The sequence below is a fragment of the Nocardia flavorosea genome (assembly GCF_015477805.1).
GTDB classification, from domain to species: Bacteria; Actinomycetota; Actinomycetes; order Mycobacteriales; family Mycobacteriaceae; genus Nocardia; species Nocardia flavorosea_A.
Map to the genome: position 1 here is coordinate 1,247,414 of NZ_JADLQL010000002.1, position 16,176 is coordinate 1,263,589.

Here is a 16,176-nt window from a genome sequence, read left to right on the forward strand (position 1 = left end):
CGGCCGGGGCCGGCTCTGCCTACGCGGACGAAACGGACACGCGGGCGTGTTGCCGGGCGCCCCCGCAGGTCAGTACCCCTGCTGACCCGCCAGTTGCTGGGCGATGACACCTTGCAACCGTTGCAGGCCGGGCACCGTGATCCCGCTCTGCAACTGGCCTTCGATGGTGCGGATCAAGGCGGCGTCGCTGAGTACCTTCTCGCTCGACTGGATCAGCACGGTTCCGGCGCCGGTGAAATCGAACTGACGTTCCTCTCCGGAGTTCACGCCGAAAGCGGCCGCGCCCGCCGCCAGGAACCCCGATACCCACCGCTGGTCGTAGTGGTGGCTCGGCGACGGGCAATCGGCCCAGCCCACCAGGGATTCCGGATCCACCCGCAGCGGCGGTTCGGCGAAGATCACCGGGCCGTTCGAGGAGGCGAGGAACTTACCGGTGCCGATTAGGGTGAGAAAACCGGGGACGATCGACTGGTTCAGCGATAACCCGGGTTCGAAGGCGAGCAGGTTCGCGGCCCGGATGGTGAGGTTGCCGTCGTCGAGATCGTAGGAGTTGATGTCGTAGCCGCGGTCGCCGATCAGCAGTTTGCCCTGCCCCTCGGCGACCACATAATCCCCGGTGAACAGCGGGGCCGAGAACTGATGCGCGACCATGTGCAGCAGCTGGCCCTGCAACCCGTGGGTGAGTGCCTGGAACCGCATCTGGCCGTAGTAGGCGATCATCGCGCCCTTGCGCATGAACCACGGCTTGTTCAGGTCGATGCAGTAGGCGTAGCTGTTCCCGGGGATGTTGTCGCTTTCCCCGAGTGTCATCGGGCTGAGGATCTCGCTCACGGCTGCACCTCGCCGGCGCTCGGCTCCGTCGTGCGCGAGGCGCGCTGTGCTGATTGTTCGCTCGCAAGCTCGTTCACAGTTTCTCCTCCGACGCCTGGACGTAGACGACGCCCTGTCCGGCGCACTGCAGCTGCATCGCTTCACCGGACCCGCGTCCCACGGCATCCCGCCAGCTCACCGCGGCTTTCAACTCGGTGTGCACATTCCCGTAGGAGGCGATGAACGCCTGCGGGTCTATCACCACCGGGTTGGGGCCGCCGATCGGCAATTCGAGATAGCCGCCGTGGGCCAGCAGTACCGCGCTACCGTGCCCGGAGAGCTGGGTGGTGAACATGCCCTGGCCCGTGAGGGCACCGGAGGCCGCGCCGCGCAATGCGCCCATGATGCCGCCACCTCCGCCACCACCGGAACTCGCGACCGACACCACCGAGGTCTGCAAACCCGCCGTATAGGCCAGCAGCCGGGACGCTTCCACCTGCAGCATCGCACCCGGCTGTAGCGGCACGACCTGGACTTCGAGCCCGGCGAAGCCGTAATGCACCTGACCGGTGCCCTGGGCGAGCATGGTGCGTTGATGTTCCCCCGCCATCATCCGGCCGGCCATCCGCACCAGGCCACCACCGCCGCCCATCCCGGCGCCGCCCGGAATCTCGTGCGGCGCGAAGGACACATCGCCGGTGTAGAACAACATCGCGCCGGCCCGGGCGACCACACCGCCCACCGCGCCGATATCGACCTTGACGACCTTCGAATTGATCTGCTCGAACATGACCTACCGTTCCGCCGGTTGGATCGAGACCACGCCCTGCCCGTCCCACCGCAGTGAGAACGCCTCGCCGCCGTCCTGGCCCACCATCGAACGCCACGACACATCGGTGACGAACGACTGGTTGAGGTTTCCGCGGGCGGCGACGAACGCATCCGGGTCCACCACGAGCGGGAACTGTGGGGAAACCTCGAGGTGGATGAGTGGTCCACCCGCCGAGAGCAGGGCGACCTGCCCCTGCCCGCTCACCGTGGTGGTGAACAGCCCCTGGCCACTGGACGCTCCGCGGACACCCGCGAAACGTACATCGGTGCGCAGATTTCCGGCGAAGGCCAGCAGTTGCTGCGATTCGACCTGCAGGGTTTCGTTGTTCAGGTTCACCACCGACACGTATTGGCCGTTGACCGCCAGGAAAACCCGCCCGTTGCCGGTGCATTCCATCAGCGACAGCTTCTCGCCTGTCGCCCGCCGCTTCATTCCGGCGAGAACGCCCTCACCGCCGCCGAACCCGGCGGATTTGAACTGCACGGCACCCTCGTAGGCGACCATCGAACCGGAGATCGCGCGGATGCCGGTGTTCGTGAGGTGAGCCTCCACCACCTTCTTCGACTGTTCGAAGAGTTGTGCCATAGAAGAATCGCCTGTCGTCGTCGCGCCTGTTCACCATGAGCGAGGCCCGGCGTATCACGCTTCGCTACCGCCTCCGGGCCTGTCTTGCACGTAGCGTGGCCCGAGCGCCGATCCCGTAGGACACCCACCCGTCGCCGCTACCCTAACGGCCCCGGTTCGATCGCGTCCATCCGTGGCGTCCGGGCAAGCTCGATCGGTCACCGATGGTCGCCCGACAGTGCGAGCCACTGTTAACGACATCGGCGCACGGCACGTATCTCGTAGAGTGGCACGTATACGCACCGACAAGCGAAGGGTCTGACTTGTCCGCAACACTCGCCAAAGGCCAGAACGGTCCGCTGGCCACTAATGACGTGGTGATTTCGATTCAATTGGCCGCCCCGGCCGATCTGTCCGCACTATTGGTCACCGAGCAGGGCAAAGTCCGGTCCGACGCCGATTTCGTGTTCTACAACCAGCCCAGCGGCCCCGGTGTGGACCTGCGTCCGGGCCCGGCCGGTCAGCCGGCCGCGCTGGCGGTGAACCTCGCCGCGGTACCCGCCGATATCGCGCAAGTGCGCGCGGTGATCACGCTCGACGATCCGAATACGAATTTCGGTCAGTTCGCGCCGCCGGTCGCCTATGTCTCCGATCAGGCCGGCGCCCAGCTTTTCGAGTACCGGATCGACGGCCTGGCCAGCGAGTCGATCGTGATCGCGCTCGAACTGTATCGCCGGCAGGGCGCCTGGAAGGTGCGTGCGGTCGGTCAAGGCTATGCCGGCGGTTTCGCCGCGCTGGTCACCGACCACGGTGTCACGGTGGACGATTCGTCCGCGCAGACCCAGGCCGCGCCTCCGCAGGCCGCGCCCGCTCCGCCCCCGCAGGCGGCGCCGGCGCCCCCGCAGGCACCGATGCCTGCGCCGCAGGCCGCCGCGCCACCGCCGCAGGCTCCGCCTTCCTACCCGGCCCAGCAGCCGCCGCCCACCGCGCCGTATCCGCCGCAGGGTGGGGGGTATCCGCCGCCGCCCGGCCCGGCGTACCAGCAGCAGCCGCCGGCGCCGCCGCAGCAACCGGCCGGTGAGATCAGCCTGAGCAAAACCGGTCCGGTGAGCCTGCAGAAGGGACAGCGGGTCAGCCTCCGCAAGGAGGACGGCGCCGCCCTCACCTTCGTGAAGATGGGCCTGGGCTGGGATCCGGTGCAGCAGCGCGGTTTGTTCGGCAGCCGCACTGTGGATATCGACCTGGATGCCTCGGTGGTGATGTTCGCCGATATGAACCCCGTCGATGTCGCCTACTACGGTCAGCTCACCTCGAAGGACGGTTCGATCCGTCATCAGGGTGACAACCTCACCGGCGAGGGCGCCGGCGACGACGAAGTGATCCTCGTCGATCTCATGCGCATACCGGCGCACGTCAACAGCCTGGTTTTCATCGTGACCTCCTACAAGGGCCACACTTTCGGCCAGGTGCAGAATGCGTTCTGCCGGTTGATCGACGGCGCGAACAATGCCGAACTGGCGCGGTATTCGCTCACCGGAGGCACTCCGACCACGGCGATGGCCATGGCCAAACTGTTCCGGATGGGCGGGGACTGGAAGATGCAGGCCATCGGCGAGGGATTCAACGCCAAACATCCGGGCGAGGCGATTCCGCAGCTGGGCCGGTTCCTGCAGGTATGAGTGATATCGGGGGACAGGATATGAAGGTTTTGCAGGCGGGACAGAACATCGCCCTCGACGGCGGTATGTCCCGCTTCCAGGTGCGGGCGGCGGTGCCGCTGACCGTTTCGGCGCTGGTGGTCGCGACGGACCTGCGGGTGGAAACGGCCGCGGATGTGTTGGTTTCCGAACGCCCCGACGGCCCGGGTGTACGGGTCGAGGAGGCCACCGCCGCGGTAGTGGTCGATCCCGCGGCGGTGCGCGCCGACGCGCAGGCGGTGCTGTTGATCGCTTCGGCGCCCGGTGCGCCGGGCACGGTGACGGCGAGCCTGTCCGCAAACGACGCGCCGGTCGCCGAATTCGTGATCACCCCGCAGGCCGGGGAAACCGCGCTGATCTGCTTCGAACTGTATCGGCGCGGTCCGGGCTGGAAACTGCGCGCGCTGGGGCAGGGTTACGCGGGCGGTCTCGCCGAACTTCTGCGTGCCCACGGCGCCGGCGACTACATGACACCGGTATCACCGGCGGCTGCCGCCGTCACGGTTGTCGACGGCGCGGTCGCCGCCGGTTCCACACCCTCGCCGGCCGCGCCCGCCGAAACGGCCCCGTTGGAGGTCGGGCACGGACTGGAACGGTTGTGGATGATCTTCGAGGACGCCGCCCGGTCGGCCGCCGCCCTCGAATCGGCCCGCGACTACGCCGCGCAACGACTCGATCAGGAACTGTCCGCGGCGGTTTCGGACCCGGCGACCCGCAACACTCCCGCCGCCGACGCCGCCCGCACGGCCGCCCAGCACCGCTACGACGAACTCACCGCTACCGCCGAGAGCAGCCACCAGCGCGACAGTGCACAACTGCAACGCGAACTCGCCGAGGCGGACGCGGTGCTCCCCGCAGCGCTGGCCTCGTGGAATTCCCCGGCTTGGGATCGCCCAGCGGCCCCCGCAGACGGGATCCGCCTCGGCGAACTCTACGCACTGGACCGCGGTGCCCTGCGGATACCGTACTGCGTGCCGGTCCCGCTGAACCGGCCGTTGTGGGTGGATACCGAATCGTCGGCCGCGGTGGCCCCGGTGATCGGCGCCCTACTGGCCCGCTTGTTGCGTGCCGCACCGGGACGCCGCACGATCGTCGACATCATCGACCTCACCGGAGCGTTCTCCGGTTTCACCGGAATGCTGGCGCCGGTGCTGTCCGGGCCACCGATCACCGATCACGCCGATATCTCGCCACGGCTGCAACAGCTCGTGGACGCCGCCGAACTCGCGGAAATGGCGTACAACTCGGGGCAGGCGGTACCGCCGGCCGAACATCGCATCCTGCTGGCGGCGGATTTCCCGCACGGCTACCAGTCGGCGGACGCCCAGCGCCTCGCCGCCCTGCTGGCGCGCGGCGATCTGATCGGACTGTCCACCGTGATCGTCGGCGGCAACGAAACCGACTCCCACGACAACCTGGTGGCCACGTTGTCCCGGGCCTGCCGGCATCTGCCGACCGCCACCGGAACCCCGCTGTTCGACCCGTGGACGAACAACGCCTGGGAACTGGACCTGGATCTGCTGCCGCACGAACCGGAACAGCAGGCACGGATCCTGCGCGCCTGAGCCTGCGGAGTGCAGGGCCGGGACAGTCCGGTCAACCGAGGCGCGCGGGCGGGCGGGTCTCGAGGGGACGGGCGGGGGGCACCGGCCGAGGTTGAACGGCCGGTTTCTCCCGGGTGGTTCGCTGAGCCGCGGCGACTGCGCCGGTCCAGTGGGTGTCCACGGAGATACGGGGGCGCAGGAACTCCGGGAGCCAGGGCAGCAGGGGGTCGGAGGTTCGGTCCACCACGCCGCCGGCAGGATCGTCCAGATAGTCGCGACGTACCAGATCCTCGTCCGGGCGGTAGATCTGGCGGATGATCAGCACGCACAATCCGAGCACCGCGAGATCACGCAGCAGGACGGTGCCGGTGAACCACTGTTCGGGCAGGCCCTTCCGGTCGATACCGAGGTAGTAGAACATGCGCGGCACCCAGACCAGGGCGTCGATCGTCATCCAGGTCAGCAGCAGGCGCCGATGAGGGAGGGCCAGCACGGCGATCGGCACCAGCCACAACGAGTACTGCGGGCTCCACACCTTGTTGGTCAGCAGGAACGCCGCGATCACCAGAAAACACAGCTGAGCCAGGCGGGGACGGCGAGGTGCGGTGAGGCCGATATAGGCGATACCCAGACAGGCGGTCGCGAAGAGCAGTAACGACACCATGTTCAGGATGGTCGGTGCTTCACCGTGGCGCAGCGCACCGTCGAAACCGTTCCAGTCGGTGAACGACATCACCACGTTGTAGAGTGAATCCGGGTCGGCGTGCCGGGTGGTGTTGAGCCGGAAGAATTCCCGCCAGCCGTCCGGGTACAGCCACGCGATCGGCAGGTTCACCAGACCCCAGGTCGCCAGCGCGCCGCCGGCGGTCAAACCGGCCGCACCCAGCGGCCGGGTACCCAGCAATCGAGTCCGGGCCGGTAGTTCGGCCAGCCAGGTCCGCAGAGATTCCATATCGCGCACATCGCGCAACCGCATCGACAGCTGACCACGTGGGATGCGCTGCATCGGGTCGGCGCGCAGGCACAGCACCAGGATCGGCCCCAACAGCAGCAGCGGATACAGTTTCGCGGCGCCGCCCAAACCCAGTAGGACACCCGCCAGCAGGGGCCGCCGCCGCGCCCACGCCAGCAGACCGCCGGCGGCGAACGCCGTCGCGAGGAAGTCGAAATTGGTGAACGCGTGCACGATCACCAAGGGCGAACACGCCATCAGCGCGACATCCCAGATCCGGCGTCCGGCGAGTAGCGCGGTCGCCCAGATGGTCGCCAGCCACGCCATCGACAAACCCAGCGCCACCACGTTGAAGTACAGCACCACCTGCAATGCGCCGGGCAGCGGGCTCGCGTCCCAGGTTTTGGCCACCAGCATCGAAACATACTGGTACAGCCCGGAAAGCACCGGATACTCCATATGCCGGATCTCGGTGCCACCGCCCGGGGCCTCCTCCACCCAGTACTTCTTGTACGGGAAGGCGCCCTCGTTGAGGCGTTCGGCGCCGTAGAGCGGGACGGTGTCGGAGTAGCACATGGCGGTGTACTGGCGACCGTCGTTCCAATCGAGGGACAGTCCGCCGCCGGGGGTTGCGCTCTGCTGGATACAGCCCGCTTTGGCGAACCAGCCGAAGGCCAGGAAGATCACCGTGAACGCCAGCAGCACCCGCATCGGAGTCCAGAACCGGGCACGGCCGATGAGCGCGTGGTCGCCGACGGGGCCGCCGACCACGGTGCACAGCTGGGCGGTCATCGAATCGTTGCGGCTCGGTTTATCGCGCGCATCGGCCGACCGCAGATCGGGGGCGAGCGGCGCGGGCGAATCGTACCGAGCGCCGGTATCGCGGCGGACGTGTCCGTTCCCGGGCTTCGGCCCGTCGTCCGGCCCACCCACCAGTCGCTGCTCGCTCACGGCACCCGAGGTTACCTGTTACCGGGGTCCGGTCCGGACCGAGCCGGACCCCGGAGCGTGGCGAACCGGCCGTCAGCCGCCGGTATCGCCGCTGTCGGCGCCACCCGGATCGGTGCCGGAATCACCGCCGGTATCGCCACCGGAATCGGTATCGCCGCCGGTATCGCCGTCGGTCCCCGCGCTCGGCGCCTGGGTGCCGGTCGGCGCGGACCCTTCGGGGCCGGCGGTCGGCTGTCCGGGCATCGGACCGGCGCCGTTGTCGCCCTGCGGCTGTCCTTGCGGTTGCGTCTGGCTACGCGGATTGGGCTGCAGACCGGGCACCGGGATGGTGATACCGGGCAGGATCTCGACCTGGCTCGGCTGGATCACCACCGGGGGTTCGAAACTCGGCATCGTCGTGGACGGCGCGGTGTACGGGGCCGTCCACTTCGGGACGCCCGCCTGCCCCTTGATCGGCGCGGGTTTCGGGAACTTCTCGTTGGGCGTGCCCTCGAGGGCGCCGTCCATCGTGTCCTTCCAGATATCCGAGGGCAGGCTCGAACCATAGATCATCGCGCCGCCGTAGTTGCGCAGCGGTGAGTTGTCGGTGGTGCCTACCCAGACCGCCGTGGACAGCGACGGTGTGTAGCCCACCATCCACGCGTCCTTGTTCTCCCCGGTATCGCCCAGCTGAGCGGTACCGGTCTTGGCCGCCGAGGGCCGGCCACCGGCGAGCCCGTGGTTGCGCGAGTACGCGGCGATCGGTTCCATGGCCGCGGTCACGTTGTCGGCGACCGCTTCCGAAACCCGGCGTTCTCCGGCCACATCGCCGCGGTCCAGCAGCACCTGCCCGTCGGCGGTGACGACCTTGGTCACGAAATGCGGTTTGTGATACATGCCGGACGCGGCCAGGGTCGCGTAGACGGAGGCCATATCCAGCGGCCGGGCCTGGTACTGACCGAGCACGATACCGTTGTTCGGGCCGGCGCCGCCGGGTTCGGTCAGCGTCTCGCCCACGCCCGGAAGCTCTTCCGGAATGCCCAGCTTGTGGCCCATATCGGCGATCTTCTGGGGGCCGTTCTGCATTTCCAGCTGCATCCGGTAGAAGCTGGTGTTCAGCGAACGCTTCAGTGCTTCGGCGATGGTGCACATACCGCACTGTTCGCCCTCGACGTTGGTGATCTCGATACCGTTCACAGTGAGGGGACCGCTGTCGTACATCTGCGACAGCGGGATGCCCAGTTCGAGGTTCTGGGCCAGGCCGACCACTTTGAACGAGGAACCGGTTTGCAGTGGGGCATTGGCGAAGTCGTAGCCGTAGCCGTCCTCACCGCCGTAGTAGGCGCGTACCGCACCGGATCGCGGGTCGATCGAGGCTACGGCGGTCCGCAGTTTGTCGGGTTCGCCTTCCATATTCGTGTGCACGGCGTCCAGGGCGGCTTGCTGTGCCTGGGCGTCGATCGTGGTGGTGATCTGCAGGCCCGCGGTGTTCAGTTGCTGTTCGCTGATACCCGCCTCGGAGAGTTCGCGCAGCACCTGCGTTTTGATATGGCCCTCCGGTCCCGAGGAATCGGTTCTCTGGCCGGCCGCCACCGACGACGACACCACCTCGGGATAGGCCATACCCGCACGTTCGTTCGGGTCCAGGTTGCCGCCGGCGACCATACCGTCGAGCACATAATTCCAGCGGGCCTTGGCCCCATCCGGATTCGATTCCGGATCCAGCAGCGACGGCAACTGGATGGTGGCCGCCAGAACAGCGCCCTGGGCGACGTCCAACTCCTGCACCGGCTTACCGAAATATGCCTTGGCGGCCGCGTCGATACCGTAGGCGCCGCGCCCGAAGTAGATGGTGTTCAGGTAGGCGGTGAGAATTTCGTCCTTGCTCCACTGCCGGGCCATCTTCGCCGAGATGACCAACTCGTGGAGTTTACGGGTGTAACTGCGTTCGTCACCGACCAGCGCGTTCTTCACATACTGCTGGGTGATCGTCGAACCACCGCCGGCGCTTTCGCGGCCGAGCAGGTTATCGCGCGCGGCGCGGGCGAAACCGGAGATCGAGAATCCCGGGTTGCTGTAGAAGTCGCGGTCCTCGGCGGCGATCACGGCGTTGCGCACATGCGGCGGGATCTGATCGATCGTCACATCGGTGCGGTTGCCCTGCGGGGGAACGACGCGGGTGATCTCGGTTTCCCCGTCGTTCGCCAGGATCGTCGCGACCTGGTTGGTCTTGAGGTCGCCGGGTTCGGGGACCGACACCGTGGAATAGGCGATCAGGAATGCCGTGCTCGGCACCACGATGGCCAGTGCCACCAGGACATAGGCGATCCGGCGGGCGATCTTCCAGCGGTTCTTGCGTTTCTGGCCGGGGCCCCGGCCCTCCGGGCCGCCGGGCCCACCGGAGCGGTTGCCGCCCGGCCGCCGTGGCGGGCCGCCACCGGGGCCCGAGCGGTTGCCGGCGCGGCTGTCGCCGCCGGCGGCCCGCCGCTCTCCGGTGTTCGGGCCGGGACGTGTGGCAGCGGCCGGTCCGGTCGCGGTTCGTTCGCGCCGGGTGGCTTCCGCGGACCCGGCGGGATTCTGCATCTTCACGGTGCCCTGTTCACCGCGCTGCGCCCCCGGCTCGCCCGGCCGGCCCATCCGCTGCGTCGGCTGATTGGGCGGTTGCGGGCGACCCTGGGGCGGACGTCCGGGCGGGGGCCCCGGCCGCTGCGGCGGCTGGGGGCCCCGGGCACCCGGGGGCATCCCGCCTGGGTTCGGCCCCGGACGGCGGCCGTCGGGGCCGGGGCGCGGACCGGGGACAGCCGGACGGGGGCCGCTGCCGGCGGGTGGCCGGGGACCGGCCTGGCCCGGGCGGGGACCGTTGACGGCGGGGCGAGGACCGGTCGCGGGGCCGGGACGTGGACCGGGGCGCGGGCCACCCGGACCGGGCGGCCGCCCGCCGGGCCCGGGGCGGGGACCGTTCGCGTTCGGCGCCGGATTGCGGTTCGGTGACCCCGGCCGCTGCTGCGGTTCCCGGCCCGGCAGCGGCCCACGGGGGCCGCGGCCACCGCGCGGGTCATCGCCGGATGGGGTCTCGTAGGGCGAAGTCACTGACAAGGTCTCCAAAGCTCGTATCGGTCTGCTGGGCCCGTGCCCCGGTGCCCGATGGCACTCGGCGCGGGCACCATCATCGGGCCGGGCGGGCTCATTCCGCGGCGGTGCGCCGGTTCACCCGGGAACGCGACCGCCGCTGCGGCGTCTTCCCGAGTACATAGGACTGCACCAGATGATTCCAGCTGCAGGTCCGGCACACCTCGACGACATGAACCGAGAACTCTTCTCTGGACTCGGCCAGGCGCGCCAGCTCTTCCGGACTGCGCGCGGAACCCGCGATCGGCCCCAGGCCGTCGCCGTAGACCCAGGATACGAGAGTGAGTTGTTCCTTCCGGCAGATAGGGCATGTGACCTCGCTCCCCCGGCCGTGGAATTTGGCCGCACGCAGCAGGTAGGGATTGGCGTCACATACTTCGGCGACATCGACACGGCCCGCATAGACGTCAGCCAGCAGCGACTTGCGCCGGAGCGCGTAGTCCACGACTTGCCGCTGAATTCGCACGCCCCCAGAGTAGCCGTGTTGTATTGCTGCCGCCCGCGCCCGGATTGGATCCGGGTTCCATCGGTGGCCGATACGGCTGGGGCTTCCCGCGCCGGCCCAATGGTGGCCGTCGCCACAACCGGGAATCGAGGCGGCCCCGAGAAGCGCTGCGCAACGTAGGATTCGCTGGTGTCGACAGCAGTTCCCGGCCGGATGCGAGCACGCGATATCGATCGCGCCCATACCGCCGGAAAGTTGGACGCGGCCTATGCCGAAGGCCAGCTGGGCGCTGCCGAATACCACGATCGCATCGACCGGATCCGCCGCGCGCGAACACTCGGTGAGCTGTCCGAACTGGTAGCCGATCTGCAGCAGGCCACCGACGGGCCGTCCATCGTGGTCCCGGCGCCACCGGACTCCGGGTATCCGCCGGGCACGCGAGCGCGGACCGCCGACCGCCGGGCCGCCCGCGACCTGCTGGACCGTGCCTACGGCGAGGGTCAGCTGACCGAGGACGAGTACCGTGCGGCCACGGAACTGCTCGCCGAGGCGACCACACTGGGCGATCTCGCCGATATCACCGCCGACCTCCAGGGCCCGCGGCACACCCCGGTCGCGCCCCGCTCGCCCGATTCCGGACGCTCGGGTCGTTATTTCGCCGTTCTCACCGCCGCGGCCTCGGCCGTGGCATTCGGTGCTTTCGCGTTCACCAGCCGCGACACGGATTCCGCGGCGAGTACATCGCCGCCGGCGGCCGTGGCGCCGATGCCCGAGGAACCGGCACCCGCGACAGCGGAGCCCGAGCCGCTGATTTTCGCCCCGCCGAACCTGGTGACCGGTGCTGGGATCGCGCAGTTCGTCGCCGAGTATCGTGAGCGCTTCGGCGATACCGTGGCCGACGAGATCTGGCTGCACCCGGACCACGGAGATGTCGAACGCGCAGTGCCCGGGCAGCCGAACCGCCTGGTGAGCTACGACTACCGGGGCGGATTCAACCAATCCGACGATCTGACCACCCGCCCGGTCGATACCCCGACCGTGGACCTCGGCGCACTCGATACCGATGCGATCGGCCGTGTGCTGATCGATGCCCCCGCGCTGGCCCGGGTTCCCGACGGTGTGGTCACTCATATGAGCTTGGCGATTCACAGGTTCCCGCCGTACGACGGGATGCCGGCGGTCAGCATCTACGTCTCCAATTCGTTCGACGAGAGCGGATGGCTGCTGGTGGATCCGGCCGGCGATGTCCTGCGGGTCCGGCCGTTCGAGGGATGAGTAACGGGTAATGGCGAAAAAAGAAGAGGTCAGGGCGCGTGACCGCGATCGGGTGGAGATTTGCGCGATACTCGACGCGGCGTTGGCCGACGGGCAGTTGAGTGCCGACGAACATGCCACCCGCACCCGTTCGGCGATGCGGGCGAAATTCACGGCCGGCCTGGACGGGCTCGTCCACGACCTGCAGGTGCCCGGCGAACTGGCCGGCGCCGCGATCCTGAGTGGTGACGGTCCGGCGCGGCGCCGGTGGATGCCGATCGCGGTGCTGGCCGTCGCGGCCGTGCTCGGTGCCGGGGCCGGATTCGTAGCGCGGGACGAGCCGGTGTCCGGCGTCGCCGCGGTGGCGGAGGCCGAACCCGAATCCGCGCCGCTGCCGAATCTGCTCACCGCCGACGGGCTGCGGTTCTTCATCGACGCCTATCGGCGGGAGTTCGGGGATACGGTGATCGACACGGCGACCGTCTACCCGGATTTCCTCCTGGTCCAGCGGCTGGAAGGAGGCAGTACCCGCAATTTCCGCTTCGCCGAGGGAGGCTTCGACGAAGTGGGTATCGCGGTACCCAGCAACGCCGCCGGCCGGCCCATCGAACTGGCCGATATCGACCTGACGACATTGGCCGCCGTCCTGGCGGGCGCCCCGGCCTCGGTCCGGCTGGAGCGGGGGTCGGTCGAACATCTCGGAATCGGCTTCGAACCGATCGCGCCGGCCGACGCCGGGCCGGTGATCCAGATCTTCGTCGACGGTCCCGCCGGAGAGAGCGGCCATCTGTCGGTCTCGTTCGCCGGTGCGCCGCTGGAAGTGTTTCCCGCGCGCTGAGCCCGGGGTACCGCGCTCGAGCGGAGCGCACACGGAGATCCACGCGGATACCCGGGGTATCGATTGCGCGTAACGACCGCGCGCTCTCCGCTGACCGGGCGGCTGCGGGTGACCCTGCGGCGGTGCTCTGGGGGAGGGCCGGGACGCTGCTGCGGCGGCGGGCCCGCAACCCCGGTGGCATACCGTCGGCGTTCGGTTCCGGCTGTCGGGGCCGGGCCGCGAAACGGTTCGGTGCGTGGGCCCCCGGATCGGGTGGGCGTCCGCTGTGGATGCTCGCCGATTCGCCTACTCGGCTGTTCGCGGCATAACCGGCCGGACCGGCCGGCTATCCGTTTCGCCCAATCGGTCGCCCCGGCCGGATGGCTGGGTCTGCCCCGCTGCGCCGCCTGGCGACGGCCGGTGATGCAGACCGCTCGCTACCTGTGATGTAGCGGACCGAACTATGCATGGTTATATCGCTCCGATATAGTTGGTAATCGCATCCATTGGTTAGGTCTGTACGGAAGTCAGGGGGTGAAGCCCGGTGCTCGAACTGGCAATCCTCGGGCTGCTCCTGGAAGCGCCCATGCACGGCTACGAGCTGAAGAAACGGCTCACCGGCCTGCTCGGGGCGTTTCGGGCCTTCTCCTACGGATCGCTGTATCCGACCTTGAAACGTATGCAGGCGGACGGGCTGATCGCGGAGGAGGTGCCCGACGGCATGGTGACGACCCGTCGGGCCCGGCGGGTGTACCAGCTGACACCGGCGGGCCGGGAGCGGTTCGGCGAGCTCCTGGCCGATACCGGTCCGCAGAACTACACCGATGACGGCTTCGGCGTGCACTTGGCCTTCTTCAGCCGCACTCCCGCGGAAGCGCGGATGCGGATTCTGGAGGGCAGGCGACGCCAGGTCGAGGAGCGCCGAGAGGGGCTGCGGGAGGCGATCAAGAAGGCGAGCGGATCGCTGGATCGCTACACCCGCCAGCTCCATCAACTCGGACTCGAATCAAGCGAGCGCGAAGTGCGCTGGCTCAACGAGTTGATTGCGGCGGAGCAATCGACGAAGGCGGCACCACAGAAAGAGGGAAATACCGGCCATGAGTAGTGGAGACACCAATAAGTCCAGTGTTCGCGTCGCCATCGTAGGTGTGGGCAACTGCGCCTCCTCGCTCGTGCAGGGCGTGCAGTACTACCGGGATGCCGACGATTCCGCGACGGTGCCCGGCCTGATGCACGTGCGGTTCGGCCAGTACCACGTCCGGGACGTGCAGTTCGTGGCCGCCTTCGACGTGGACGCCAAAAAAGTCGGCTTCGACCTGTCCGAGGCGATCTTCGCCAGCGAGAACAACACCATCAAGATCTCCGATGTCCCGCCGCTCGGTGTCACCGTGCAGCGCGGCCCGACCCTCGACGGCATCGGCAAGTACTACGCCGAAACCATCGAACTGGCCGAAACCGATCCGGTCGACGTAGTCCAGACGCTGAAGGACGCCGAGGTCGACGTGCTGGTCTCGTACCTGCCCGTCGGTTCCGAGGAAGCGGACAAGTTCTACGCCCAGTGCGCGATCGACGCCGGTGTGGCCTTCGTCAACGCACTGCCCGTGTTCATCGCCTCGGATCCGGAATGGGCCGAGAAGTTCCGCGCCGCGGGTGTGCCGATCGTCGGCGACGACATCAAGAGCCAGGTCGGTGCCACCATCACCCACCGGGTCATGGCGAAACTGTTCGAGGATCGCGGTGTGCAGCTCGACCGCACCATGCAGCTGAACGTCGGCGGCAATATGGACTTCAAGAACATGCTCGAGCGTGAGCGCCTGGAGTCCAAGAAGATCTCCAAGACGCAGGCCGTCACCAGCAACCTGCAGAAGGAGATGGGCGCCAATGATGTGCATATCGGCCCGTCCGATCACGTCGGCTGGCTCGACGACCGTAAGTGGGCCTATGTCCGGTTGGAGGGCCGCGCGTTCGGCGATGTGCCGCTGAACCTGGAGTACAAGCTCGAGGTGTGGGACTCCCCGAACTCCGCGGGCATCATCATCGATGCGGTCCGCGCCGCCAAGATCGCCAAGGACCGCGGTATCGGCGGTCCCGTGCTGCCGGCGTCGGCGTACCTGATGAAGTCCCCGCCGCAGCAGATGGCCGACGATGTGGCCCGCGCCGAACTGGAAACCTTCATCATCGGCTGATTTCCGGGCGCGCGGGGTGCCGGCCCCGCGCGCCGCTGGTACTCAGTCCAGGGATACGTAGACCTCCACCGAGGTGGGACCTGTGTAGCGTTCGAGTTCGGCGGTGTGGGAACGGGTTATCGTGCCCGCCTTCTCCGCTTCCCGGACGCGGGCCCAGGCCGTGCGCAGCAGGTCGTAGGGTTTTTCGGTGACCACGAATTTCGCGTAGCGACCGGCCGGGACCCGGGTGAGCACATCACCGGCGTCGAGATCGGCCAAGCCGGTGACCTCGTAGCCGAGCACCGCCACCGCGTGATCGTCCTGGCCGATGTAGGCGGCGACCCGGGGCACTTCCTTCTCCCGGCTCAGGTAGCGATCCCAGGTGAAGTTGACCAGGTCCAGATCGCGCGCCGTTACCTCGCGGCCGGCCAGCGGAACGGTGAGCCCGGCGACCATGCTCTCGCCGAGGGTGACAATCTCGAAATCCACAGCTTCCTACCTGCCCGCCGAATCGTCTTCTGCCATTGCCACGAAAACCTCCACCGTGTTCTCGTCCGGGTACCGTTCGTGATCCCCGGTGTAGGAGCGCACGAGACGGCCGGCGGCTTCGGCGTCCCAGATGGCGCGCCACAGGGTCACGATGGTTTCGCCCAGGTCCGCACCGCTGAGGGAGAACCGCGCGTACCGTCCGGCCGGGATCCGGGCGAGCACATCCCCCGGTAGTAGATCGTCGAGACTGCGGCAGCGATAGCCGATGATATGGGTCAGGTACGAATTGATCTCCGGGGCGTGATCGACGAACGCGCTGGCGGGCGGCCCGGGTAACGCCCGGGCCAGGTTACGTTTCCAGGCCTGTTCCACTTTGGTGCGGCGCGGCCCTTCCACAGCGAGTGCTGGGCTGCGAAGCACCATTCCCGCCACCAGCGTTTCCGGGCGGTCAACGACATTGAATTCCACCGGCGTAGCCCCTATGTCTCGTCATCCGTCGTCGCTCCAGCGCATATCCTCCCGCACGCCCGTCCCGGCACGGGCGTGGG

General features: G+C 68.1%; 14 protein-coding genes. 6 read left to right on the plus strand and 8 right to left on the minus strand.

The genetic code is table 11. The features are described from left to right. Positions 1-69: 69 nt before the first annotated feature. From IU448_RS14535 to IU448_RS14545, 3 genes are all read right to left on the minus strand, one after another. Positions 70-810, minus strand: a complete 741-nt coding sequence (locus tag IU448_RS14535) for an AIM24 family protein (protein ID WP_228813195.1) — start codon at positions 808-810, stop codon at positions 70-72. Positions 811-904: 94 nt separating this feature from the next. After that, positions 905-1,600 carry an AIM24 family protein gene (locus IU448_RS14540; protein ID WP_195056030.1) on the minus strand — a complete coding sequence of 232 codons (696 nt, stop codon included), beginning with the start codon at positions 1,598-1,600 and terminating at the stop codon, positions 905-907. Between the two features lie 3 nt (positions 1,601-1,603). After that, positions 1,604-2,227 carry an AIM24 family protein gene (locus IU448_RS14545; protein WP_195056031.1) on the minus strand — a complete coding sequence of 208 codons (624 nt, stop codon included), beginning with the start codon at positions 2,225-2,227 and terminating at the stop codon, positions 1,604-1,606. A 302-nt stretch (positions 2,228-2,529) separates the two neighbouring features. Between IU448_RS14545 and IU448_RS14550 the strand changes: the two genes are divergently transcribed. Both IU448_RS14550 and IU448_RS14555 read left to right on the plus strand, forming a co-directional pair. Next, complete coding sequence (locus IU448_RS14550) at positions 2,530-3,885, plus strand: TerD family protein (RefSeq protein WP_195056032.1); 1,356 nt, start codon at positions 2,530-2,532, stop codon at positions 3,883-3,885. Further along, positions 3,882-5,468 carry a TerD family protein gene (locus IU448_RS14555; protein WP_228812698.1) on the plus strand — a complete coding sequence of 529 codons (1,587 nt, stop codon included), beginning with the start codon at positions 3,882-3,884 and terminating at the stop codon, positions 5,466-5,468. Before IU448_RS14550 ends, IU448_RS14555 begins: the two co-directional genes overlap by 4 nt. Before the next feature lie 31 nt (positions 5,469-5,499). Here the strand turns inward: IU448_RS14555 and IU448_RS14560 are convergent, their stop codons facing one another. The 3 genes from IU448_RS14560 to IU448_RS14570 form a co-directional block, all read right to left on the minus strand. Then, positions 5,500-7,236, minus strand: coding sequence for a glycosyltransferase family 87 protein (locus tag IU448_RS14560; RefSeq protein WP_228813200.1), 1,737 nt, complete (start codon positions 7,234-7,236; stop codon positions 5,500-5,502). 186 nt (positions 7,237-7,422) lie between these two features. Beyond that, positions 7,423-9,912, minus strand: coding sequence for a transglycosylase domain-containing protein (locus tag IU448_RS14565; protein ID WP_228813202.1), 2,490 nt, complete (start codon positions 9,910-9,912; stop codon positions 7,423-7,425). A gap of 601 nt (positions 9,913-10,513) precedes the next feature. Further along, positions 10,514-10,924 (minus strand): DUF5318 domain-containing protein, encoded by a 411-nt coding sequence (locus IU448_RS14570; RefSeq protein ID WP_195056033.1) that lies wholly within the window; start codon positions 10,922-10,924, stop codon positions 10,514-10,516. 168 nt (positions 10,925-11,092) lie between these two features. Between IU448_RS14570 and IU448_RS14575 the strand changes: the two genes are divergently transcribed. From IU448_RS14575 to IU448_RS14590, 4 genes are all read left to right on the plus strand, one after another. Further along, positions 11,093-12,178 (plus strand): DUF1707 SHOCT-like domain-containing protein, encoded by a 1,086-nt coding sequence (locus IU448_RS14575; RefSeq protein WP_195056034.1) that lies wholly within the window; start codon positions 11,093-11,095, stop codon positions 12,176-12,178. 10 nt (positions 12,179-12,188) lie between these two features. Next, positions 12,189-12,995: a DUF1707 SHOCT-like domain-containing protein gene (locus IU448_RS14580; protein ID WP_195056035.1), complete on the plus strand. Its 807-nt coding sequence runs from the start codon at positions 12,189-12,191 to the stop codon at positions 12,993-12,995. 523 nt (positions 12,996-13,518) lie between these two features. Continuing rightward, positions 13,519-14,079, plus strand: coding sequence for a PadR family transcriptional regulator (locus tag IU448_RS14585; protein WP_195056036.1), 561 nt, complete (start codon positions 13,519-13,521; stop codon positions 14,077-14,079). Further along, the gene (locus tag IU448_RS14590) at positions 14,072-15,160 is read left to right on the plus strand and encodes an inositol-3-phosphate synthase (RefSeq protein WP_195056037.1); all 1,089 of its coding nucleotides are present in this window, start codon (positions 14,072-14,074) and stop codon (positions 15,158-15,160) included. The genes IU448_RS14585 and IU448_RS14590 overlap by 8 nt, the downstream gene beginning before the upstream one ends. A gap of 42 nt (positions 15,161-15,202) precedes the next feature. Here IU448_RS14590 and IU448_RS14595 read toward each other — a convergent pair whose 3' ends face one another. Both IU448_RS14595 and IU448_RS14600 read right to left on the minus strand, forming a co-directional pair. Next, a complete protein-coding gene (locus tag IU448_RS14595; RefSeq protein ID WP_195056038.1) occupies positions 15,203-15,628 on the minus strand; it encodes a GyrI-like domain-containing protein in 426 nt (141 codons plus the stop codon). A gap of 6 nt (positions 15,629-15,634) precedes the next feature. After that, positions 15,635-16,096, minus strand: coding sequence for a GyrI-like domain-containing protein (locus IU448_RS14600; protein ID WP_195056039.1), 462 nt, complete (start codon positions 16,094-16,096; stop codon positions 15,635-15,637). Positions 16,097-16,176: the final 80 nt, after the last annotated feature.